The organism is Micromonospora sp. CPCC 206060, from assembly GCF_036906895.1.
Classification (GTDB): domain Bacteria; phylum Actinomycetota; class Actinomycetes; order Mycobacteriales; family Micromonosporaceae; genus Micromonospora.
Genome location: NZ_JBAKHU010000027.1, coordinates 64,176 through 86,946 on the forward strand (window position 1 = coordinate 64,176; position 22,771 = coordinate 86,946).

Annotated in this window: 21 protein-coding genes; 13 read left to right on the forward strand and 8 right to left on the reverse strand. The window is 71.3% G+C overall.

Going from position 1 to position 22,771, the window contains the following annotated elements; translation table 11 throughout:
* The first annotated feature begins 138 nt into the window (after positions 1-138).
* Together V6U90_RS18230 and V6U90_RS18235 are read left to right on the forward strand one after the other, a co-directional pair.
* Positions 139-1,449 carry an aspartate aminotransferase family protein gene (locus V6U90_RS18230; protein WP_334437766.1) on the forward strand — a complete coding sequence of 437 codons (1,311 nt, stop codon included), beginning with the start codon at positions 139-141 and terminating at the stop codon, positions 1,447-1,449.
* A complete protein-coding gene (locus V6U90_RS18235) occupies positions 1,446-2,933 on the forward strand; it encodes a CoA-acylating methylmalonate-semialdehyde dehydrogenase (RefSeq protein WP_334437769.1) in 1,488 nt (495 codons plus the stop codon). The genes V6U90_RS18230 and V6U90_RS18235 overlap by 4 nt, the downstream gene beginning before the upstream one ends.
* Here V6U90_RS18235 and V6U90_RS18240 read toward each other — a convergent pair.
* Positions 2,905-4,371, reverse strand: coding sequence for an acyltransferase family protein (locus V6U90_RS18240; RefSeq protein ID WP_334437772.1), 1,467 nt, complete (start codon positions 4,369-4,371; stop codon positions 2,905-2,907). The two genes, V6U90_RS18235 and V6U90_RS18240, sit on opposite strands and share 29 nt — an antisense overlap.
* A gap of 206 nt (positions 4,372-4,577) precedes the next feature.
* Here V6U90_RS18240 and ngcE (V6U90_RS18245) point away from each other — a divergent pair, with 206 nt between their 5' ends.
* The 3 genes from ngcE (V6U90_RS18245) (at position 4,578) to V6U90_RS18255 (ending at position 7,876) form a co-directional block, all read left to right on the forward strand.
* Complete coding sequence (ngcE, locus tag V6U90_RS18245; RefSeq protein WP_334437774.1) at positions 4,578-5,993, forward strand: N-acetylglucosamine/diacetylchitobiose ABC transporter substrate-binding protein; 1,416 nt, start codon at positions 4,578-4,580, stop codon at positions 5,991-5,993.
* Positions 5,994-6,065: 72 nt separating this feature from the next.
* Positions 6,066-6,974 carry a carbohydrate ABC transporter permease gene (locus V6U90_RS18250; RefSeq protein WP_334437777.1) on the forward strand — a complete coding sequence of 303 codons (909 nt, stop codon included), beginning with the start codon at positions 6,066-6,068 and terminating at the stop codon, positions 6,972-6,974.
* Positions 6,971-7,876: a carbohydrate ABC transporter permease gene (locus tag V6U90_RS18255; protein WP_442933611.1), complete on the forward strand. Its 906-nt coding sequence runs from the start codon at positions 6,971-6,973 to the stop codon at positions 7,874-7,876. The genes V6U90_RS18250 and V6U90_RS18255 overlap by 4 nt, the downstream gene beginning before the upstream one ends.
* Before the next feature lie 374 nt (positions 7,877-8,250).
* On the opposite strand, the gene V6U90_RS18260 is transcribed toward V6U90_RS18255, so the two are convergent.
* On the reverse strand, positions 8,251-9,243 hold the full coding sequence (locus tag V6U90_RS18260) for an N-acetylglucosamine kinase (protein WP_334437780.1): 993 nt from the start codon (positions 9,241-9,243) through the stop codon (positions 8,251-8,253).
* Positions 9,244-9,410: 167 nt separating this feature from the next.
* Here V6U90_RS18260 and V6U90_RS18265 point away from each other — a divergent pair, with 167 nt between their 5' ends.
* From V6U90_RS18265 to V6U90_RS33930, 8 genes are all read left to right on the forward strand, one after another.
* The gene (locus tag V6U90_RS18265) at positions 9,411-10,376 is read left to right on the forward strand and encodes a MurR/RpiR family transcriptional regulator (protein WP_334437783.1); all 966 of its coding nucleotides are present in this window, start codon (positions 9,411-9,413) and stop codon (positions 10,374-10,376) included.
* Positions 10,373-11,122 carry an SIS domain-containing protein gene (locus V6U90_RS18270; protein ID WP_334437786.1) on the forward strand — a complete coding sequence of 250 codons (750 nt, stop codon included), beginning with the start codon at positions 10,373-10,375 and terminating at the stop codon, positions 11,120-11,122. Before V6U90_RS18265 ends, V6U90_RS18270 begins: the two co-directional genes overlap by 4 nt.
* A 30-nt stretch (positions 11,123-11,152) precedes the next feature.
* Complete coding sequence (gene ngcE, locus V6U90_RS18275; protein WP_334437788.1) at positions 11,153-12,589, forward strand: N-acetylglucosamine/diacetylchitobiose ABC transporter substrate-binding protein; 1,437 nt, start codon at positions 11,153-11,155, stop codon at positions 12,587-12,589.
* A 16-nt stretch (positions 12,590-12,605) separates the two neighbouring features.
* Positions 12,606-13,514, forward strand: a complete 909-nt coding sequence (locus V6U90_RS18280) for a carbohydrate ABC transporter permease (protein WP_334437790.1) — start codon at positions 12,606-12,608, stop codon at positions 13,512-13,514.
* A 1-nt stretch (position 13,515) separates the two neighbouring features.
* On the forward strand, positions 13,516-14,439 hold the full coding sequence (locus V6U90_RS18285) for a carbohydrate ABC transporter permease (RefSeq protein ID WP_334437792.1): 924 nt from the start codon (positions 13,516-13,518) through the stop codon (positions 14,437-14,439).
* Positions 14,440-14,477: 38 nt separating this feature from the next.
* Positions 14,478-16,250: a bifunctional 3'-5' exonuclease/DNA polymerase gene (locus tag V6U90_RS18290; RefSeq protein ID WP_442933612.1), complete on the forward strand. Its 1,773-nt coding sequence runs from the start codon at positions 14,478-14,480 to the stop codon at positions 16,248-16,250.
* Positions 16,251-16,378: 128 nt separating this feature from the next.
* Positions 16,379-16,972 (forward strand): nucleotidyltransferase family protein, encoded by a 594-nt coding sequence (locus V6U90_RS18295; protein WP_334437815.1) that lies wholly within the window; start codon positions 16,379-16,381, stop codon positions 16,970-16,972.
* On the forward strand, positions 16,969-17,049 hold the full coding sequence (locus V6U90_RS33930) for a M15 family metallopeptidase (protein ID WP_442933614.1): 81 nt from the start codon (positions 16,969-16,971) through the stop codon (positions 17,047-17,049). The genes V6U90_RS18295 and V6U90_RS33930 overlap by 4 nt, the downstream gene beginning before the upstream one ends.
* Here the strand turns inward: V6U90_RS33930 and V6U90_RS18300 are convergent.
* The 6 genes from V6U90_RS18300 to V6U90_RS18325 all read right to left on the reverse strand — a co-directional run.
* On the reverse strand, positions 17,030-18,220 hold the full coding sequence (locus tag V6U90_RS18300; protein ID WP_334437797.1) for an MAB_1171c family putative transporter: 1,191 nt from the start codon (positions 18,218-18,220) through the stop codon (positions 17,030-17,032). The genes V6U90_RS33930 and V6U90_RS18300 overlap by 20 nt on opposite strands.
* A complete protein-coding gene (locus V6U90_RS18305; protein WP_334437799.1) occupies positions 18,213-18,674 on the reverse strand; it encodes a hypothetical protein in 462 nt (153 codons plus the stop codon). Before V6U90_RS18305 ends, V6U90_RS18300 begins: the two co-directional genes overlap by 8 nt.
* Positions 18,675-18,768: 94 nt before the next feature.
* Complete coding sequence (locus V6U90_RS18310; RefSeq protein WP_334437801.1) at positions 18,769-19,227, reverse strand: helix-turn-helix domain-containing protein; 459 nt, start codon at positions 19,225-19,227, stop codon at positions 18,769-18,771.
* 50 nt (positions 19,228-19,277) lie between these two features.
* A complete protein-coding gene (locus V6U90_RS18315; protein WP_334437803.1) occupies positions 19,278-20,087 on the reverse strand; it encodes a metal-dependent hydrolase in 810 nt (269 codons plus the stop codon).
* Between the two features lie 125 nt (positions 20,088-20,212).
* A complete protein-coding gene (locus V6U90_RS18320) occupies positions 20,213-21,766 on the reverse strand; it encodes a serine/threonine-protein kinase (RefSeq protein ID WP_334437805.1) in 1,554 nt (517 codons plus the stop codon).
* Between the two features lie 110 nt (positions 21,767-21,876).
* Positions 21,877-22,771 (reverse strand): glycosyltransferase family 4 protein (locus V6U90_RS18325; RefSeq protein WP_334437807.1); only part of this gene is annotated, 895 nt, incomplete at its 5' end.

The following is a 22,771-nucleotide window of genomic DNA, read 5'->3' on the forward strand; positions in this document are numbered from 1 at the left end:
AGAGAAAACCGTGCCGGGTGTTTGACGTAGTGTCAGGCCGCCCTCGGCGCTGCGCTACAAGCTGGCAGTTGTCCGTCGCCCGCCTCTGGTGAAAACGTGCGAGGGTCCGCGTACACCGGTGAAGGGGCGAGGAACAAGATGACCGACGACGACCTGCTGGCCCGGCACCGGGCCGTGCTGCCGTCCTGGATGCCGCTCTACTACGACGAGCCGATCGAGATAGTCACCGGTTCCGGCCGCCGGGTGACCGACGCGGCCGGCCGCAGCTACCTGGACTTCTTCGGCGGGGTACTGACCAACATGCTCGGCTACGACATCGCGGAGGTGCGCGAGGCGGTCGAGCGCCAACTGGCCACCGGGGTGGTGCACACGTCGACGCTGTACCTGATCCGGCAGCAGGTCGAGCTGGCCGAGAAGATCGCCCAGCGGTCCGGCATCCCGGACGCCCGGGTCTTCTTCACCAACTCCGGTACCGAGGCGAACGAGGCAGCCCTGCTGGTCGCCACCAATTACCGCCGCTCCCACCAGATCCTGGCCGTGCGCAACAGCTACCACGGCCGGTCGTACGCCACCATGGGCGTCACCGGCAACCGGACCTGGTCGGCCAGCTCGCTCAGCCCGCTCCAGGTGGCCTGGCTGCACTCCGCAGAACGGCTGCGCGGCCTGCTGTCCCGGCTCGGCGCCGACGAGCAGGTCGACGCGGCGGTGGAGGACCTGCGGGAGGTACTGGCCACCCAGACCGCCGGGGACGTGGCCTGCCTGATCGCCGAGCCGATCCAGGGCGTCGGGGGGTTCGTGCACCCGCCGGACGGGCTCTTCGCGGGCTGGAAGAAGGTGCTCGACGAGACCGGCATCCTGCTCATCTCCGACGAGGTACAGACCGGCTGGGGGCGTACCGGCGAGCACTTCTGGGGCTACCAGGCGCACGGCATCACCCCGGATCTGCTCACCTTCGCCAAGGGCATCGGCAACGGCTTCGCGCTGGCCGGCGTGGTCGGCCGGGCCGAGGTGCTGAACGCGGTACCGGCGGTCAGCTTCTCCACCTTCGGCGGCAACCCGGTCTCCACAGCCGCCGGCAACGCTGTACTCGACTATCTGCTCGACCACGACCTGCAGGCCAACGCGGCCCGGACCGGCGCGATCCTGATCGACGGGCTGCGTGCGGCGGCGGCCGGGCTGGACGGGGTGGCCGAGGTGCGCGGCAAGGGGCTGATGCTGGCGGTGGAGTTCGTCCGGCCCGGCACCAGGGAGCCGGACCCGCAGGCCACCGCCCGGGTCTTGGAGGCGTGCCGGGCCGGCGGCCTGCTGGTCGGCAAGGGTGGGCTCTACGGCAACGTGATCCGGATGGGCCCGCCGCTGACCCTGACCGAGGAGGAGGCCCGGGAGGGGCTGGCCATCCTGGTCGACGCGATCCGCCAGGTGCTGGCCGGGGAAGGTGGGGCGGCGTGAGCATCGGGCACTTCGTCGACGGCAAGCCGTTCACCGGCTCGTCGGAGCGGTACGGGGACGTCTACGATCCGGCCACCGGGGCGGTGGCCGACCGGGTCGAGCTGGCGTCGGCGGGGGATGTGGACCTCGTGGTGGCCGCCGCGGACCGGGCCGCCCGGCGCTGGCGGGACGCCTCGCTGGCGAAGCGGACGGCGGTGCTGTTCGCGTTCCGGGAGCTGGTGCACGCCCGCCGGGACCGGCTCGCCGAGGTGATCACCGCCGAGCACGGCAAGGTGCTCGCCGACGCCGCCGGGGAGGTGCAGCGCGGCCTGGAGGTCATCGAGTACGCCTGCGGCATCCCGTCCGCGCTGCGTGGCGGGTTCAGCGAGAACGTCTCCACCGAGGTCGACTCGTACAGCCTGCGGCAGCCGCTGGGGGTGGTGGCGGTGATCTCGCCGTTCAACTTCCCGGCGATGGTGCCGCTCTGGTTCATCCCGGTCGCGGTGGCCTGCGGCAACGCCGTGGTGCTCAAGCCGTCCGAGAAGGACCCGTCGGCGGCGCTGCTGCTCGCCGAGTGGTTCGCCGAGGCGGGCCTGCCGGACGGCGTGTTCAACGTGGTGCAGGGGAACAAGGAGGCGGTCGACGCGCTGCTGGACCACCCGACGGTCCGGGCGGTCTCCTTCGTCGGCTCCACCCCGGTCGCCCGGTACGTCCACCAGCGCGCCACCGCCGCCGGCAAGCGGGTGCAGGCCCTCGGCGGGGCGAAGAACCACATGGTGGTGCTCCCGGACGCCGACCTGGACCTGGCCGCCGACGCGGCGGTGAACGCCGGTTTCGGTTCGGCGGGGGAGCGGTGCATGGCGGTCTCCGTGCTGGTGGCGGTGGAGCCGGTGGCCGACGCGCTGGTGGCCCGGATCGCCGACCGGATCGCCGGGCTGCGTACCGGGGACGGCCGGCGGGGCTGCGACATGGGACCGCTGGTGACCGGGGCGCACCGGGACCGGGTGGCCGGGTACGTCGAGGCGGGCGAGCAGGCGGGGGCCACCCTGGTGGTGGATGGCCGGCAGGTCGTCGCGGACGGCGCGGCGGACGGTTTCTGGCTCGGCCCGACGCTCTTCGACCGGGTCACCCCGGACATGTCGGTCTACACCGATGAGATCTTCGGTCCCGTGCTGTCGGTGGTCCGCGCCGCCTCCTACGACGAGGCGGTCGCCCTGGTCAACGCCAACCCGTACGGCAACGGCACGGCGATCTTCACCAACGACGGGGGAGCGGCCCGCCGCTTCCAGCACGAGGTGGAGGTCGGCATGATCGGGATCAACGTGCCGATCCCGGTGCCGATGGCGTACTACTCATTCGGTGGCTGGAAGGCGTCTCTCTTCGGTGACCTGCACGCGCACGGCGAGGACGGGGTGCGGTTCTTCACCCGGGGCAAGGTGGTGACCAGCCGTTGGCTGGATCCCCGGCACGGCGGGGTCAACCTCGGTTTCCCGACCCAGAGCTGACCGGCCCGGCGCCGGCCGGTCCGGCCGCGACCGACCGGGAGCCGGGCCGGCCGGACCGGAGTAGCCGCAGCACGGCGGCTCCGGCCAGGTAGACCGCCAGCGCGGCGACGGGGACGCCGAGCGGCTCCGGCGCGGCCTTCGGCGTCATGCTGTTGATCAGCAGGCCGGCGAGCGCTGCGGCGAACGCGACGACGGTGAGCGCGGCCCGCACCGGACCCGGGTGCGGGCCGCGCGCCGTGTCTCCCGGGCGGTTCGCCGTGTCTCCCGGGGCACCTGGCGTGCCGTGCAGGCTGCCTGGCGTGTCCCCGGGCGGCCGGCGGCGGGCGGCGCGTGCCTCCACTGGCCCGAAGACCGCGACCGGGCCGGCCAGGACCAGGCTCAGCAGCAGCAGCCAGGGCAGCCGCCAGGCGAACCAGGCGGCCGTACCGACCGGTGGGGTGGGCAGCAGGTGCAGCGCGTCCAGCACGCCGACCAGTAGCACGGTGGCGCTCAGGTGCCACAGGAAGATCGTGAGCACCACCGCGTTGACCGCGATCACCACCAGCCACGGCCGTCGCCGGTGCAGCCACCGCTCGGCCGGGTCGCGCAGCGCCAGGATCAGGCCGAGCTGTGCGGTGGCGACGGCCAGCAGCGCCAGGCTCGGCGGCGAGGCGTTGTCCAGTCGCGCGCCGGGCACCGCGAGCATGACCACCGGGTACGGTCCCACGACGGTGAGCAGCAGCAGTGCGGTGGACCCGCCGGCCAGCAACGGTAGGCCGGTCCGTGGTCCGGGGCGCAGCCGGCCGTCGTGCCAGGCGAAACCGACCTGGTGCACGGCGAGCCAGCCGAACAGGTAACTACCCGCCGCCAGCCCGCCCGCCCCGGCGAACCGGGCCAGGTCACCGGCGGCCACCAAGGCCACCAGCACCAGCGGTACGGCCAGCCCGAAGCGGCGGTGCAGCGGGTACATCACCGGGGCGAGCGCCACCACGGCCAGGTACGCGCTGAGGAACCAGAGTGGGATGGTGGCGAACCAGACCACGGTGCGGATCTGGTCGGCCCCGATGTCGCGGATCCAAGCGACCGCTGCGGCGGCGGTGAGGGTGAGCAGCAGGGCGGTGGTGGGGCGCAGCAGCCGGGCGGCCCGGTCCAGCAGCCAGTCGGTCGGCGCACCGCCCCGGCGTCGGTGGGCGGTGAGCGAGGCCGCGTTGGCGAATCCGCCCACCAGGAAGAAGACCGGCATGACCTGGACCAGCCACGTCAACGGGTACGCCCAGGGTAGATCGGGCAGCGCGGACCGGCCGGTGGGGCGGCCGGCGGCGTCGTACCCGATCACGGTTACCGTCCAGTGACCGAGGACCACCATGGCGATGGCCACGACCCGCAGCAGGTCGACGTACCGTTCCCGGGTTGCCGGGGTACGGTCGGCGAGTTGCCGCAGTCGGCCCGCACGGCGCATGGGATCAGGCTACCCAGCGTGATCGTCGGTTGGCCGCTGATAACGGTTCGGGCGTCGGGTCTTGAAGTCCGCCCGTTACTGCCGTAAGAATTCTTCAGCAACAATCATGTAATTGAAGACAAGCAACGTTACCGCCCCCGCGCCTCGAACGGCGGAGCCGTGCCCCGAACTGCGGCGACCGCCTGGACCTGATCCGAGGAGAGACCATGAACAGGCGTGACATCCTGCGTCGCAGTGCCGCCGCCGGCCTGCTGGCGACCCCCGCCGCCGCCCTGCTCACCGGCTGCGCCACCTCCGGTGGTGACAAGGATTCCGGTGACAGCGGTGCCTACAAGGGCACCAAGAGTGAGCAGAACCCGCTCGGCGTGAAGGAGGACGCCCCGCTGGAGGTGGTCATCTTCAACGGTGGCTTCGGCGAGGAGTACGCCAAGGCCCACGAGGCGATGTACACCGAGCGGTACCCGAAGGCGCAGATCAAGCACTCGGCGACGACGGAGATCAGCAAGACCCTCCAGCCCCGCTTCGTCGACGGCACGCCGCCGGACGTGGTCAACAACTCCGGCGCCGGTCAGATCGACTTCAACGGTCTGGTCTCCCAGAAGGCCCTCGCCGACCTCGGTGAACTGCTCGACGCGCCCAGCCTGGACATCCCCGGCAAGAAGGTGCGGGAGACCCTGCTGCCGGGTGCGGTGGAGGTCGGCTCGTACGACGGCAAGTTCCTGGTGATGAACTACACCTACACCGTCTACGGCATCTGGCACTCGACCAAGCTCTTCGCCGACAAGGGCTGGGAGTACGCGAAGACCTGGGACGAGCACATCGCGCTCTGCAAGAAGATCAAGGCCGCCGGGATCGCGCCGTGGACCTACGCCGGCGCCCACCCGCGCTACATGAGCTGGCCGGTGATCTCCACCGCGATCAAGTTCGGTGGGCCCTCGGTCGCCACCGCGATCGACAACCTGGAGCCGAACGCCTGGAAGTCCGACGCGATGAAGGCCGCCGCCGACGCCTGGCACCAGATCGTCAAGGACGGCTACATCCTCGCCGGTTCGTCGGGTCTCGACCACAAGCAGTCGCAGACCGCGTGGTGCCAGGGCAAGGCGGCCTTCATCTCCTGCGGATCGTGGCTGGAGAGCGAGCAGAAGGCGGTCACCCCGGAAGGGTTCAACATGACCGTCGCGCCGACGCCGAGCCTCGGTGCCGGCGACAAGCTGCCCTTCGAGGCGGTCCGGGGCACCGCCGGTGAGCCGTTCATGGTGCCGGCCAAGGCGAAGAACCTCGCCGGGGGCCTGGAGTACTTCCGGACCATGCTGTCCAAGAAGGGTGCCCAGGACTTCACCAGGAAGGTCGCCAGCCTCACCGTGGTCGCCGGCGCCACCGAGGGCGTCGAGCTGCCGTACGGGCTGAACACCGTGGTCAAGGCGCTGGAGGCATCCGGCTCCAACGGCTTCAACTGGGTCTACAACAACTACTACCGCAAGTTGGAACGTAACCTCGTCGACGCCGCGTGCGGCGAGTTCTTCAGCGGCCGGATCGGCCCGGCGGAGTTCCTGGACCAGTGCCAGAAGGGCGCCGACTCGATCGCCTCGGACACCTCGGTCACGAAGTACAAGCGGGCGTGACGCCCGTCGGCGGGGAGCCGGGTCGTCGCCCCGGCGCCCCGCCGTCAGCTCTGGGGGAGTAGGTCACACACCGTGAGACATGGCAAGTACCCGCTGATCATCACCTTCCTGGTGCCACCGCTGCTGCTGTACGGCGTCTTCGTGGTCTCGCCGTACCTTCAGGCGTTCCAGATCTCCACCACCGACTGGCTCGGCTACTCCGCCGACGCCGACCCCGTCGGGCTGGACAACTTCCGGGCCCTGCTCAACGACGGCTACCTGTGGAACGCGTTGAAGAACAACGCGCTGCTGCTCGCCGTCGTACCGGTGGTGACGATCGTCCTCGGCCTCTTCTTCGCCACCATGCTCAACATGGGCGGGCGCCGGGGTCGGGCCGGGGTCAGCGGGGTACGCGGTACGTCGGTCTACCGCACGGTCTACTTCTTCCCGCAGGTGCTCTCCGTGGTGATCATTGCGCTGCTCTGGAAGGAGGTCTACCACCCCAACAGCGGGCTGCTCAACGGCACGCTGAGTGCGTTGGGCCTGCCCACCCCGAGCTGGCTCGGCGATCCCCGGACCGCCTTCTGGTGCGTTTTGGCGGTGATGGTCTGGAGCAACGTCGGTTTCTACGTGGTGCTCTTCGGCGCCGCGATGTCCGCCATCCCGCGCGACATCTACGAGGCGGTGATGCTCGACGGGGCGTCCCGGGCGGTCACCCTGCGGAAGATCACCATTCCGCTGCTCTGGGACACCGTCCAGGTGGCCTGGATCTATCTCGCCATCGCCGCACTCGACGCCTTCGTCCTGGTGCAGCTCATGACCAACGGCGGTCCGAACTTCTCCTCCGACGTCATCGGACTGCGGATGTACGACACCGCCTTCGGCAGCGAGACCAAGTTCGGTTACGCCTCGGCGATCGGCGTGGTGATGTTCTTCCTGACCCTGTCCGTCGCGGTGTTGGCGCTGCGGGCGGGCCGACGTGATCGGATCGAGTACTCGTGACCATTCTCGACCCGCCGACGGCGGCGGAGGGTACCGGCGAACCGGTGGCCGCCACCGGCCGACCGGTCCGCCGTGAACTCGGCGTCGCCAACCTCTTCTCGCACGGCTTCCTGCTGCTCTGGGGCGGGCTCACCGCCCTGCCGCTGCTCTGGATGTTCGTCACCTCGGTCAAGAGCAACGGGGAGATCCTGGCCGACCCCTGGGGCCTGCCGGCCGCACTGCGGTTCGACAACTGGGTGCGGGCCTGGACCGAGGCGCAGATCGGCCGGTACTTCCTCAACAGCGCGGTCGTGGTCGCCGGTTCGGTCACCCTGACCATGCTGATGGGCGCCACCGCCGCGTACGTCTTCGCCCGCTACGAGTTCCGTGGCAAGCAGATCGTCTACTACCTGTTCGTCGGCGGACTGATGTTCCCGGTTTTCCTCGCGCTGGTGCCGCTGTTCTTCGTGGTCCGCAACGCCGGGCTTTTCGGCACGTGGACGGGGCTGATCCTGGTGTACGCCGCATATTCGCTGCCGTTCACCGTATTCTTTCTGACGGCATTCTTCCGTACCCTGCCGACTGCGGTCGCGGAGGCGGCCCTGGTCGACGGTTGTGGCCATTTCCGGCTCTTCTTCCAGGTGATGCTGCCGATGGCCAGACCAGGTCTGATCAGCGTCGGCATCTTCAATTTCCTCAGCCACTGGAACCAGTTCCTGCTACCCCAGGTGCTGATGCAGGGCGACGACTCGAAGTGGGTACTGGCCCAGGGGCTCGCCGCGCTTGCCGTCAGCCAGGGCTACGCCGGTGACTATTCGCAGCTTTTCGCCGGGCTCACCATTGCGGTACTACCGGTGCTGTTGGTGTATGTCGCGTTCCAGCGGCAGATCCAGTCCGGGCTCACCGCCGGTCAGCTCAAGTAGCCGCGAACCGCCCCGGCGGCGACCGGGGTGGCTGCCGCCGTCCCGCCGTCCCGTGTGCTGTGGGGACGCTGTCGAGCTGCTCCGCCTGTGCTAGCGGTATCGCTGGCATCCAGCATTGTGCGCGCTGCTGTGCCGCGTCGCGCGGTCCCGGCGTCTCGCCGTCCTCCGGTCCCGGCGTGCCGTGGACCTGCGGTCCCTTGTCTCGCATGCTGTGGTGCCCGGCGACCGCTCTGGGTGCGTCGCGTGGCGGTTCGACCCATTCGCGCTAGCACAGACGGTGAGCTCGACAGGATGCCAACCACACACCCGGAGCCCGGCGGGTGAGTGTCCGGGCCAGTTCGGCCGGCCTGGTCCGACCAGGTCCCTCCGGCGGGTCAGCCCGCAGCGGGGGCGGTGAGCAGCCGGTGCAGGAGTACCGGATCCGTCAGTTCGGACAGGGTCCGCGCGGCCAGCCAGGCGCCGGCCGCCGCCCCGTCACCGGCGGTGTGCAGCGGTGCCCCGGGCCAGTGGACGGCCAGCTCCGCCCGGACCGCGCTGGCCAGCGGGGTGTCCCCGGTGAGCAGCCCGCCGCCCAGCACGATCGGGTCGGTGGCGTCGGGCGGGCGGATCCGGGCGGTGCTGGCGGTGAGTTCCCGGGCCGCCTCGGTGATGAGGGCGACGGCGGTCGGCTCACCCTCCCGCGCGGCCGTGACGACCAGCGGCGCGAGCCCGGCCAGCTCGATCGGTGCACGCCGGGTGACGGTCTGCACCACCGCTTCGGCGGTCTGTCGCGGGCGGTCCGCGACGTCGGGTGACCCGAGCAGTTCGGTGAGTACCCGGGTCGCCAGGGTGCCCACCTGCCGCCCCAGGTCCAGCTCGGTCAGGGTGCGGCGGACCGCCTCCCGGCCCAGCCAGAACCCGGACCCGGTGTCGCCGAGCAGCCAGCCGTGGCCGTCGGCGGTGCGGCCCAGGTCCAGCCCGCACACCTGGGCGGCGATGGCGCCGGTGCCGGCGATGAGCACCGTGCCGTCCGGTGCGGCGGTACCCGAGGCGTACGCGACGAGCGCGTCGCCGTACACCTGGTAGGGGCAGCGCAGCCCGACGTCGTGCCAGGCCGTGTCGAACGCCGCCCGGCCGGCGGGGTCGGCGAGCAGCCGGCCGGCCCCGGCCAGCCCGATGGTGCCGGCGCGGACCCGGGCCGGGTCGACGGTGGCGAGGGCAGCCCGCAGCGCGCTGCGCAGCTCATCGGCGGCCCGTTCGGCGCCGTGGCTGGTGGGGTTGCCCCCACCGGCCCGGCCGGTACCGAGGCGTTCACCGGTCAACGCGAAGACGGCGGCCCGGGTGGACGTACCGCCCACGTCCAGGCCCACCACGAGGGAGTCCGACACGCGCCCCATGCTGGTCGGCCGCGTTAGGTCAGGCAAGGGTCGGCACCGCCACGGCGGGTGCGAGTCAGGTAACAGTTTGAAAACTTCGCCCACGGTCTTGACACGAGGGGGCCTTTAGTAAGAACTTTTACCACTAACAGTTAACCTTCTTTTCGGAAAGGCGCCCCATGGTTGATCACGAGGTCGACACCCCCGCGGGGACCGCGGTGGTCGACGCCGAGGCGGTCGACCGGCGGGCGGCCATCGGGTTGTCACCGGCCGACAGCGTGCTGGCCCGGGTGCGTGCCGGCCTGCCCGGCTTCACCGGGGCCCTGCGCCGGGTCGCCGAACAGGTGCTCAACGACCCGGACTCAGCCGCCCGGGCGACCATCGTGGAGTTGGCCGAGCGGAGCCGCACCTCGCCGGCCACCGTCACCCGGTTCTGCCGGGCGATGGGCTTCGACGGCTACGCCGACCTGCGTCTCGGCATCGCCGCCGAGACCGGCCGGGCGCGGTCGGCCGGCTGGACCGTCGACATCGGACGGGAGATCCAGCCGGGCGACCCGCTGGAGCGGGTACTCGGCCAGATCATGGCCGCCGACACCCGGGCCATGCACGACACCGCCACCCTGCTCGACCTCGACGAGGTGGAGCGGGCCGCCGTGGCCATCGCCGGTGCCGCCCGGGTCAACATCTTCGGTGCCAGCGGCAGCGCCCTGGTGGGCGAGGAGATGCAGTTCAGCCTGCACCGCATCGGCGTGGCCGCGTGGGCGTGGAACGACGTCCACGAGGGACTCGCCAGCGCGGCGCTGCTCCGCCCCGGTGACGTCGCGCTCGGCATCTCACACACCGGGCAGACCCGGGAGACCATCGAGATGCTCGCCGAGGCGGGCAGCCGGGGCGCCACCACCGTCGCGCTGACCGGTTTCCCCCGCTCACCCCTGGCCGAGCTGGCCGACATCGTGCTGCTCACCGCCAGCCAGGCCACCACGTTCCGGCCGGACGCGCTCTCCGCCCGGCACCCGCAACTGGTCGTGCTCGACCTGCTCTACATCGCCGTGGCGCAGCGTACCCACGACCGGGCCCACGCGGCCTTCCGGCGCACCGCCCAGGCCGTCGACGGCCACAAGGCCGCGAAGGGGGCCACCGCATGATCAGCGCAGCAGGGTACGCCGAGGCGGTCCGACCGGTGCTGGACCGGCTGCTCGACTCCGAGGCCGACGGCATCGCCCGGGCCGCCGACCTGATCACCGCGAGCCTGCGGGCCGGCGGGGTGGTGCAGACCTTCGGCGCCGGGCACTCCGAGGTCTTCGCCGCCGAGCTGGTCGCCCGGGCCGGCGGACTGGTCCCCACCAACCGGATCACCCTGCACGATCTGGTGCTGCACGGCGACGCGCCCCGGGACGTGCTCGCCGATCCGAAGCTGGAACGCGACCCCGCCGTCGCCCACCAGCTCTACGCACTCGCCGCCCCGGCACCGCAGGACATCTTCCTGGTCGCCTCCCAGTCCGGCATCAACGGCTCGGTGGTCGAGCTGGCGGAGCTGGTCACCGGACGCGGCCACCGGCTCATCGCGGTCACCTCGGTGGCACACACCGCCCGGGTGACTCCCCGGCACCCGTCGGGACGACGGCTCGCCGATCTGGCCGACATCGTGCTGGACAACGGCGCGCCGTACGGCGACGCACTGCTGCCGCTTCCCGGCGGCGGCGCGGTCTGTGCGGTCTCCACGGTCACCGCTGCGCTACTGGCGCAGCTACTCACCGCAGAGGTCGTACGACGGTTCCATCTTGCCGGAGAGGCACCCCCCATCTACCTCTCGGCGAACGTCCCCGGCGGGGACGCGCACAACAACGCCCTTGAGTCGCGGTACGCCGGGCGTCTCCGGCGCACCGCCTGATTCGCATCCCACCCGCAAGGAGAGACGAAGATGTCCGTTACCCCCGAGAACCCGACGGAGCTCAGCCGTCGTACCGTGCTGCGTCGCGCCGCCGCGGCCGGCCTGCTCGCCACCCCGGCGGTCGGCCTGCTCAGCGCCTGTGCCACCAGCGGCGGCGAGGAGAAGACCGCGCCGGCCAAGGGCGGCACCAAGAGCGCCACCAACCCGCTCGGCGTGCCCGAGGACGTGCCGATCGAGGTGGTCATCTTCAACGGTGGCTACGGTGACAAGTACGCCACCGACGTGCACCAGCCGCTGTACAAGAAGGCGTTCCCGAAGGCGGAGATCAAGCACCAGTCGAGCCAGGCGATCTCGACCATTCTCCAGCCCCGGTTCGCCTCCGGCCAGCCGCCGGAGTTCGTCAACAACTCGGGCGAGAAGTCGCTGGACTTCGGTGCGCTGGTGGCCGACGGCCAGCTCTACGACCTGACCGAGCTGTGGGACGCCCCGTCGGTCGACGACCCGTCGAAGAAGGTCCGCGACACCGTCGTCCCCGGCACCGTCGAGGTCGGCTCGTTCAACGGCAAGCCGTACGTGCTGAACTACGTCTCCACGGTCTTCGGCATCTGGTACTCCGGTAAGCTGTTCAAGGACAACGGCTGGGCGCCGGCGAAGCACTGGGACGAGTTCGTCAAGCTCTGCGACGCCATCAAGGCCAAGGGCATCACCCCGTACGGCTACGCCGGGGCGAACGCCGCCTACTACCAGTGGAACGTCATCCTCACCCACGCCGCCAAGATCGGTGGCGCGGACGTGCTGAAGAACATCGACAACCTGGAGGACGGCGCCTGGCAGGTCGACGCCGTCAAGCAGGCCGCGCAGGCGTGGGCCGAGATCGGCGCCAAGTACACGGACAAGAGCTTCGAGGGGCTCAAGCACACCGACGTCCAGCTCCGGCAGAACCAGTACAAGCTGGCCTTCTACCCCAGCGGTGACTGGCTGGAGGGCGAGCAGAAGAAGGACACCCCGGAGGGCTTCGAGTACCAGCTCATGCCGATCCCGAGCCTGTCCGCCTCGGACAAGCTGTCGTCGGCGGCGGTGCGGGCCACCGCCGGTGAGGGCTACTTCGTCTCGGCCAAGAGCAAGAACCCCAAGGGCGGTCTGGAGTACATGCGCCAGATGCTCTCCGTCGCCGGGGCGAAGGGCTTCACCGAGACGGTGAAGGCGCCCACGGTGGTCACCGCCGGGTCCCAGGGGTACGCCTTCCCGCCCGGCGTGGCCAGCTCGCAGGCCGCGCTCGCGGCGGCCGGCAAGGACGTGGTCAACATCTTCTTCGACGGTTGGTACAAGGAGCTGGACAAGGAGGTCCGTACCGCGACCAACGAGCTGATGTTCGGCCGGATCAAGGCGGACGCCTTCGTCGAGCGCATCCAGAAGCGCGCCGACGCGATCAAGAAGGACTCCTCCGTCACCAAGTTCAAGCGCTGAGCGGAGCGTAGAGGTCATGCGGCACGGCAAGTATCCGTTCGTGGTCGGCTTCCTGGCCGCCCCGTTGACGCTGTACGTGGTCTTCGTGATCGCGCCGTACGCGCAGGCGTTCCAGATCTCGATGACCGACTGGCGAGGTCTGTCCGCCCCCAACTGGGTCGGGCTCGACAACTTCCGCAGGTTGCTCGACGACGGTGACTTCTGGAAAGCGGTCCAGCACCACGGCGTACTGCTGCTTGCCCTGCCGCTGATCACCATTGCCATCGCGCTCTTCTTCGCCTTCCTGCTCAACGTGGGCGGCAAGAGCGTCGGCGGGCAACGCCAGGGGGTCTGGGGGTCGAGGTTCTACCGGGTGGTGTTCTTCTTCCCCCAGGTCCTGGCGGTGGCCATCATCGCGGTGCTGTTCCAGATGGTCTACCGGCCCAACGAGTCCGGCCTGATCAACGGCGTGCTGATGAAGTTCGGCCTGGATCCGGTGCTGTTCCTGATCAACCCCAACCTGGCGCTCTGGTCGATCATCGGGGTACTGGTCTGGCAGGCGGTCGGCTTCTACGTGGTGCTCTTCTCCGCCGGGATGGCCTCCATCCCGGGGGAGATCTACGAGGCCGCCGAGATGGACGGCGCCACCCGGGTCACCCTGTTCTTCCGGGTCACCCTCCCGCTGCTCTGGGACACCCTCCAGGTGGCCTGGGTCTACCTCGGTATCGCCGCGTTCGACGCGTTCGCCATCGTCGCGGTGCTGTCGGTGGACGGCGGCGGCCCGGACGGCGCGACGACGGTGCTGGCGATGGAGATCTACCGCAACGCCTTCGTCTACTCGAAGTACGGCTACGCCTCGGCGATGGGGGTGGCGCTGTTCTTCCTCACCATCACGTTCGCGGCGTTGACGCTGCGGCTGACCAAGCGGGAGAGCGTGGAGTACTGAGATGAACCCGCAGACCATCGTGAAGTCATCCGCACCCGTGGACGCCCCGCGCCCGGCCGCCGGTCCGGCCGGGCACCGGCGGAGCAACCGGCGCGCCGAGGTACGCCTGTTCGCCCGCCTCGGGCACGTGGCGCTGGCCGTCTGGGCGATCATCGTCATCGTGCCGATCCTCTGGACGTTCCTGGCCGCGTTCAAGAACACCACCGAGATCTTCAGCAGCCCGTGGACGCTTCCGGCCGAGCTGCGCTGGGAGAACTTCAGTCGGGCGTGGACCAAGGCGAACGTCGGCCGGTACTTCCTCAACAGCGTCATCGTGGTCGGGTTCAGCACCGCCGGCACGATGCTGCTCGGCTCGATGGCGGCGTACGTGCTGGCCCGCTACAGGTTCTGGGGCAACCGGTTCATCTACTACCTGTTCGTCTCCGGGCTGGCCTTCCCGGTCTTCCTGGCCCTGGTACCGCTCTTCTTCGTGGTGAAGAACCTGGGCCTGCTGGACACCCACACCGGGGTGGTGCTGGTCTACATCGCGTACTCGCTGCCGTTCACGATCTTCTTCCTGGCCGCGTTCTTCAAGACGCTGCCCTCCTCGGTCGCCGAGGCCGGGATGATCGACGGCTGCTCGCACACCCGGCTGTTCTTCCGGGTGATGCTGCCGATGGCCAAGCCGGGTCTGATCAGCGTGGCGATCTTCAACATCATCGGCCAGTGGGCGCAGTACCAGCTTCCGCTGGTGCTGCTCTCCAACGCCAAGGAGAAGTGGGTGCTCACCCAGGGCATCGCCGACATCTCGGTGAACGCCGGTTACGAGGCGGACTGGTCCGGTCTCTTCGCCGCCCTCACCATCGCGATCCTGCCGATGATCATTGTTTACGCGGTCTTCCAGCGGCAGATCCAGTCCGGTCTGACCTCCGGCGCCGTCAAGTGACCCACCGCCGCTGACCAACCGCCCCGCATCCCCGCCGGTTGTCGGGGGTGCGGGGCACAATCGGCAGCGTGCTGGTGGCGGTGACGGGGGAGGCGCACGGCGGGGGCGCCGTGCTGCAACCGCTGCACCCGGACGGTACCCCCGCCGGGCCGGCCGAGCCGGTGGCCGACCTGGTCGCCGCCGTCGCCGCCCGGGAGCGGGCGGACCGGCCGCGCTGGGTGTGGGCGGCCACCCCGGTGATCTACCCGGCGTTGCTGGCCGCCGGGGTCCGGGTCGAGCGCTGCCACGACGTCGAGCTGACCGAGGGGCTGCTGCTGGGGTACGCCGGTCGGTGGGGTGAGCCGAGGGCGCTCGCGGCGGCCTGGGCCCGACTGACCGGGGCGCCGGTGCCGGCCGACCCGCCGCCCCGCCCGGCGGCACCGCCCGGGCACGGCCAGGGCGCGCTCTTCGACGCGCCGCCGGCCGCACCCGGTCCGGGCCTGGACGCCCTGGTCCGGGTGTACGCCGACCAGCTCGCCCGGATCGCGGCCACCGAGCACCCCGGCCGGTTCCGGCTGCTGGTGGCCGCCGAGTCGGCCGGTGCCCTGGTGGCGGTGGAGATGGGCGCGATCGGCCTGCCGTTGCGCGCTGACGTGCACGACGAACTCCTGCTCGACCTGCTCGGTGAGCCGTCCCCGGTGGGTGGGCCGCCCCGGCGGCTGGCCGAGCTGGGTGCCCGGATCGCGGAGGCCTTCGGGCTGCGGCAGCTGCACGCCGATTCCCCGGCCGAGCTGCTCCGGGCGTTCGCGAAGGTGGGGGTGGAGCTGCCGAACACCCGGGCCTGGGTGCTGCGCGGGGTGGACCACCCGGCGGTGCCGCTGGTCCTGGAGTACAAGGAGCTCTACCGGATCTGGACGGCGCACGGCTGGAGCTGGCGGGACGCGTGGGTCTCCGGCGGGCGGTTCCGTCCGGAGTACGTGCCGGGCGGGGTGGTGTCGGGCCGGTGGGCGACCCGGGGCGGCGGCGCGTTGCAGATCCCCAAGGTGGTCCGGCGGGCGGTCGTCGCCGATCCGGGCTGGCGGTTCGTGGTGGCCGACGCCGGGCAGTTGGAGCCGAGGGTGCTCGCCGCGATGTCCGGTGACCAGCGGCTGGCCGCTGCCGGGGGCGCCGGGGACCTCTACGCCGCGCTGGCCCGGGACGCCTTCGGTGGCGACCGGGCGCGGGCCAAGGTCGCCCTGCTCGGCGCGATGTACGGGCAGACCGGCGGGATGGCGGCGCCGGCCCTGGCGGTGCTGCGCCGCAACTACCCGACCGCCTTCGAGTACCTCGAGGCGGCGGCCCGTACCGGCGAGGCGAACGGGCTGGTCCGGTCCTGGCTGGGGCGGACCTGTCCACCGGCGGGCGTCGCGGTGCGGGAGACCGATCCCGACGAGCCGGTGGCCGGCGCCGACGCGGAGGCTGACCCGTGGGGCCCCCGGTCCCGGGCGGCGGCCCGGTCCCGGGGCCGGTTCACCCGCAACTTCGTCATCCAGGCGACCGCCGCCGAGTGGGCGTCCACCCTGCTGGCGACCCTGCGCACCGCATTGCTGGCGACCCCGCGCACCGCGCTGGGGGAGTCCGACGGCGGCCTGCCGGCCGGTTCCGGTGGGGCCGAGCTGGTCTTCTTCCAGCACGACGAGGTGGTGGTGCACTGCCCGGCGGAGCAGGCCGACCGGGTGGCGGGGCTGGTGTTCCAGGCGGGGACGCGGGCCACCCGGCTGCTGTTCGGGGCCACCCCGGTCCGCTTCCCGCTCGATGTCAGCGTGGTCGAATGCTACGCCGATGCTGCGTGATGCCATAAGATTTCCGTTTTGACCCGAAACTCGGCGATCTGACGGCTCGTTACCTCCGTTGTGCGTACGACGGGACGGAACCGCCCGTCGCCAGGGTGGGGGTGGCACAGCTGAACCGGATCGCAGGAATGATCATCGCTGCCGGCGGCGGGCGTCGTATCGGCGGCCCGGAGGCGTTGCTCCACCAGGGGGAGAAGCCCCTGGTCGACCAGATGCTGGACACCCTGGTCGCCGGGGGCTGCGGCCAGATCGTGGTCGTCCTGGGCGCCGCCGCCGACCAGGTGCTGCGTACCGCCGAGTTGTCCCGGGCCACCGTGGTGGTGAACCCGTCCTGGGGGACCGGCATCGGCTCCTCCCTCGGGGTGGGGCTGGCGGCGCTGACCGACGACCGGATCGAGGCGGTGCTGGTCGTACCGGTCGACATGCCCGGCCTGAGCGTCGCCGCGGTACGCCGGGTCAGTGCCCTGCCGTACCCGGATGCCCTGGTCTGTGCCACCTACGGCGGGTTGCGCGGGTACCCGATGCTCTTCGGGCGCCGGCACTGGCCGGGCATCACCACGCTGGCCAAGGCCGACGTCGGTGCCCGGCCCTATCTCCTGGCGCACAAGGACCAGATCGTCGACATCGCCTGTGACACGGTGGCGGACGGCAGTCGGGTCGACACCCCGGAGCTGATGACCTTCTGGGGGCTCAGCGTGCCACCGCAGCGGGTCGGCGCCTGACCGCCGCCGGTTGGCAGTGGGGTGGTGCCTGGCCGGACACCCCCGACTACCAGCATTTCAGTCGGCCCGCACGGTGAGCTGGTCCAGTGCCCGGGCGACCTGCACCAGCCACGCCGGGTCGTCCGCCCCGGTCAGGTCCGGCCCGGTGGCGCCGGACGGCGGGGGAGCGTCGACCCGGTGCCGGGGGCACCGGAGCAGGTGTACCGCGCCGCGGATCCGCAGCGCCTCCTCGACGGCGGTGACCGGCAGCCGGTACCGCCGGGCGGTCCGCTCGGCGCCGGTGACCACCGGACCCATGTACGGGGCGAGTGCGCTCCGTCCGTCGCGGATCTCCACCAACCGGCGGTACAGCCGGTAGTCGAGGTCCCGGAGCAGCAGCAGATCGGCCAGCCGGGACTCCGGCGGGTCCAGGGCGATGCCCGGCACCGCCTGGTACATGGTGTGCCACAGCGGATACAGCCGCAGGTAGGTCCAGACCTGGCCCAGCCAATGCGTGCTGGCGGTCAGCCGTGGCCCCCAGGACGGCAGTGTCAGGCCGGCGGTGATGACCACCGCCCCGGCGCAGGCGCACTGCGTGGCCCCCTCGTTCAACAGCAGCAGCCGGACGCCGTTCCAGGCACCGACCACGAAGACCGCCTTGCCCAGGCAGTAGCCCAGCGCGATGAACGAACCCGCCGCGACCAGTTTCAACCCCCGGGCCAGCCAGGGCCGGTCGGGTGCGGTGTGCGCGACCCGGGTGGCGAACTGCCGGCCCCGCCAGGCCGCGGTGGCCAGCCCGTAGCCGAAGGCACTGACGTACACCAGCAGGAAGGTGCCCCCCATCCGGTCCGGCCCGTACACCAGATCGAAGTCGTCGGGGTGCTCGACCGTCGCACCGGTCCGCCGGAACAGGACCGCCATGACGGTGAGCACGACGGCGTAGAACAGCAGTAGCCGACGGCCCCGGCGGCGGGCCTCGGCGGTCGGCAGGTGCCACAGCATCAGCATGATCAGGGCGACGACGCTGTACCCGACGATGCAGCCGTAGACCAGCAGCGACGCCATGTTGGGGGTGCCCAGCAGTTCGTTGACCGTCGTGTAGACCTCGGGTACGGCCATGGTGAAGCCGAACGCCGGCAGCACGATGCACGCGGTGAGTGCCCACAGCGCCGGGTTGCGCGGGTCGTGGCGCAGCGCCGCCAGCTTGTAGCCGGCAGCCGTCCAGGCGGTGGCGGCGCAGGTGAGGAAGGCGGTGGTGTGGCTAGCCACGGTTGTGGTGTTCCAGGGACCGGCCGAGACGGGCGACCAACGGGTCGCTGGGCGGCTGCGGAACCGGCTGCCGTCGCGCGCCGGCCCGCTGGCCGAGCAGGGAGGCGAGGATCTCCGCCTCCTGCTCCTCCACCGTGCCGTAGGCGCTGCGGCCGAGCATGCCCTGCACCACCCGGGGATCGAGGTGGCGGAAGACCTGCCCCACACCGATCTGCTCGTCCAGGGGATGCGGCCGGTGGCCGAGCATCAGATGGGCGGCCTCGTGCAGCACGATGTGGTCGCGTTGCGCGCCGCTCGTGGTGGAACGGACCACCAGGTAGTCGGCGTAGTCGGTGGTGACGCAGAGCCCGCACGGCGCGCCGGGTGGCAGGTCGAACGGGAGCAGGTGGATCGGTCGGCCCCGGTCGGCGCTGAGCTGCCCGACGAAGAGTTGGAGATCGAACGGTTCGGGCATGCGGATGCTGCGGGCGATCTGCTCACAGCGTCTGCGTACCTGCCGTAGGGTCGCCCGTCGACGACCGAATGGCCAGGGGGACAGCACCATGGCTTCAGGTCCGGAGTGTGCCGTCATCCGTGCCGGTGCGGGAGCGTTCCAGTTCACGGATGGTGGCGAGCAACTCGGTCAGGGCGTCGATCGCCTGCTCCGCCTCGGGTACGACGGACTGCCGCAGGGCGATGGTCCGGGCTCGGACCTGCCGCAGCGCGGCGGCCAGGTCGAGTTCCCGGTCAACCTCGTCGGCGAGGGTGTCGCTGGTGAAGTACTCCACCGGTACGCCGAAGAACCGGGCGAGACCGCGCAGGTGTTTCAGACTCGGGTTGTCCTTCTCGCCGTTGCGGAGCTGCCCGATGTAGGCGAAGGAGATCGGCTCGCCGGCTGCGGTGACCGCGTCGGCGACCTCGCGGAGGCTGAACCGGCTGCCGTCCGCTTTCCGGATCCGGTCGAAGACCCGGTTGAGGCGTTCGGACAGCGTGCTTCCGCTGGTGGGCCGGTGCTCGTCGGCAGCCATCGTTCGCTCCTCACCACGCGGTCGGATCGGACCACAGTACCGCTGCCGGTTCAGCTCTCGATGGTGAAGCGGTCCAGCACGTTGGGCGCCACCAGTCCGATCGCGGAGAGCACCGCCACCACGGTCAGTCCGATCCGGACGAACACCACCTCGGCCTTGCTGCCGGTCTTCAGCGCGATGCTGTTCGGCATGCCGACCATGGTCCACATCCGGCGCCTGATCGGGATGGGCCAGAGGATGGGTACCCCCGCCCGGGTCATCAGGTCGCCGAGGATGTGTACGAAGCAGCCGACGCCGACGGCGAGACCGATCATCGGGTACCCCCGGTCACCGGGGAGGTTCAGGAAGGTGAACCAGGCCGCCGCGAGCGAGACCAGGGTGACGATCACCCAGCCGGCGCGCTTGGCCCAGTCGTCGAAGAGCCCGCGCAGCGCCAAGCCGATCATGAAGAACAGGATGCCGATCACGGCCCACTTGCCGTACGTGGCGCAGAGGGTGGTGGTGCCCCAGCCGACCAGCACGGTGAACGGGATGGTGTGGGTCAGGGTCCGGTGGCCGTTGTTGCGGCGCGGATCCTTGCTCAGCCTGGTCGCGTGGTAGACGCCGAGCGAGAGCTTCTCGATCACCTCGGCGATGAAGAGCGAGAAGACGCCGAACGTCCGGGCCACCGTGGCCCCGCCCTGGTTGCGGGTCACCTTGCCGGAGAGGTCGAGGTCGGGGAAGAGGGCCCCACCGGCGCAGACCGCCGTGCCCACCGCGATGGCCAACGGCGACTGGTGGTAGTCGGCGAAGTGCTCCAGTGCCCAGGAACCAGCCAGCCAGGCGGCGGCGCCGGAAAGCGCGTGGGACGGTCCCATCATGGTGGCCTCATCCTCCCCAGGATCTTGGGCACGAAACTACGTCACTGTGCCAGTGGAACCGGCATCGGGCAACAACCTCCGCGTTCCACAGGGGACGGCGTCCAGCCGGCCGGTGACTCTGCGGCTCACCCGGCCGGCCGGAAACTCCGCCGGATCATCAGCAGCCGGTCGTGGTTCGCCGGCCAGTCCAGCTCCGGGGTCTGCCAGGCCAGCACGTGGGCGTGCACCGGCGAGGTGCGCACCAGCAACCGCGAGCTGCGCATCCGTTCGCCTCCCGGACCGACCCAGCCGCACTCCCAGACCGCCGCGCCGTCGTGCAGCCCGGCCATCGGCGCGAGTTGCACCTGGCGGTAGCCGGGCAGGGCCCCGCTGCCGGTGAGCCGTCGCTCCTGGTCACGCCAGTACGCCACCAGGTCGGCCGGCGGGGTGACGGTCTCGAGGCTGAGTGCCCGGAACCCGCTCGGATCCCGGAAACAGGCCGCCGTACCGTCGGCGAAACGCAGCCAGCCCACCGGGGCGGCGACCCGGAACCCGGTCGGATCGGTGTACCAGGTCCAGCCCGCCGCCAACGGGTACCGTTCCCCGGCCGGGGTGGGCGCCGGCACGACCCGCTTGGCCTGGTACGGCCCGGCCGGTCGGGCGCAGGGGAAGGCCACCGGCCGGACGGTTGCCGGTGGTGGCGCGGGCACCGGCCCGGTGCCGGGCGGGCCGCCCCGGGAGACCAGCGCCACACCCGCCGCGACCAGCACGACCGCCCCGCCGGCCGCCAACCACCGGCGGGCCCGCCGGAGCCGGGCGCCCGGGTTCCGGGGGGCGGCTGGCGGGCCCGGTGCGCCCACCGCCTCCCGCTGCGGTGGTGCGGGTTCGGCGGCGACCACCGCCCGGAGCAGCTTCTCGGCCTGGCCGGCGGTCAACCGTTTTGCCGGGTCCCGGCGGAGCAGCCCGGTCAGCACCGGGCGCAGCGGGCCGGCCCGTCGGGAGGTGGCGGGCTGTTCGGTGGCCAGCGCGGTGAGGGTGGCCATCGTGGTCGGTCGCGCGTACGGCGACTTCCCTTCCACTGCCGCGTAGAGGGTGGCACCCAGCGACCACAGGTCGGTCCGGGCGTCGGCGGTGCCGTCCCGGGCGCGTTCCGGGGCGACGTACTGCGGGGAGCCGAGCACCATGCCGGGGCGGGTCATCGCGCCGTCGCCACCGTCGAAGGTGGCCAGCCCGAAGTCGCTGAGCACCACCCGCCCGTTCTCGCCGATCAGTACGTTGTGCGGCTTGACGTCGCGGTGCAGCACCCCGGCGGCGTGCGCGGCGCGCAGCGCGTCGAGCAGGGCCAGCCCGATCCGGGCCGCCGGGTACGGGGCGAACGGCCCGTCGGTGGTGAGGATCTGCTGCATCGACCGGCCGGCGATGTACTCCATGACGATGCACGGGTTGTCGCCGGTGTGCACCACGTCGTAGATGCGCACCACGTTGGGGTGGTTGAGCCGGGCTGCGGTGCGTGCCTCCCGCATGGTGCGCTGGCGCAGCTCCACGCGTTCGGCCTCGGTCAGCCACTCCGGCGGCACGACCTCCTTGACCGCGACGTCGCGGTGCAGCATCTCGTCGCGGGCCAGCCACACCCGACCCATCCCGCCGCTGCCGACCAGGTCGAGCAGGCGGTACCGCCCGACGATCAGCAGCTGCTGCACGGCGCCACTCCCCATCCGTCACCCGCCGTACACGATAACCAGCGGAGCGCGGTGGGCCCATCCCGCGCGACGGTCCGATCAGGTCGGCGCGCCGCGACGGTCCGGACGGGTCAGCGGGCCGCGACGGCGAGCAGGTTCCCCTCCGGTACCACGATCCGGGCCGGTACGCCGGCCGACCGTCCACCCTGGCCGCCGGCCTCGCGGCGGGCGGTGGCGTACGTGGCGGCGGTCCGGGCGGCGATGGTGGTCCAGCCGTACCGCTCGCTGACCATGGTCCGGGCCCGGCGGGCCACCCGGCGGGCGAAGACCTCGTCGGTGAGGAGCTGGTCCACCGCACTGGCCAGGGCGTCCGGGTTGCTGTGCGGGAAGGTGACCCCGGTGACGCCCGGCTCGACGATCTCGGCGAGCCCGCCGGTGGCGGCCACCGCCAGTGGGGCGCCGGCCGCCGCCGCCTCCAGGGCGACCATGCCGAACGGTTCGTAGAGGCTCGGTACCACGGTCGCGTCGGTGGCGGCCAGCACCGCCGGCAGTTGGGTGGCGTTGAGGAAACCGATGAAGTTGACCGTGCCACCCAGGTCCAGCCGGTGCGCCTCGGCCTGCAACTCGTCCCGGTACGGGCCGTCCCCGGCGATCACCACGCGCAGCCCGGGGTGCCGGTCCCGCAGCCGGGGCACCGCGTGCATCAGGTGCTGCACGCCCTTCTCGTAGACCAGCCGACCGGCGTAGCCGACCAGTGGCCCGTCCCCGGCCAACCGGGTCCGGGCTGCGGCGACCGCCCGGGGTCGGGCGTACCAGGCCCGGTCGTCGACCCCGTTGGGCACCACGTCGACCCGGCCGGCCGGTACCTCGAACAGGCCGGTGACCTGGTCGCGCATGTACCCGGAGCAGACGATCACCCGACCGGAGGCGTTGCTCAGCCAGTGCTCCACGGCGTGGATGGTCCGGTTCATCTCCTCGGGCAGCCAGCCCTGGTGCCGGCCGGCCTCGGTGGCGTGGATGGTGGTG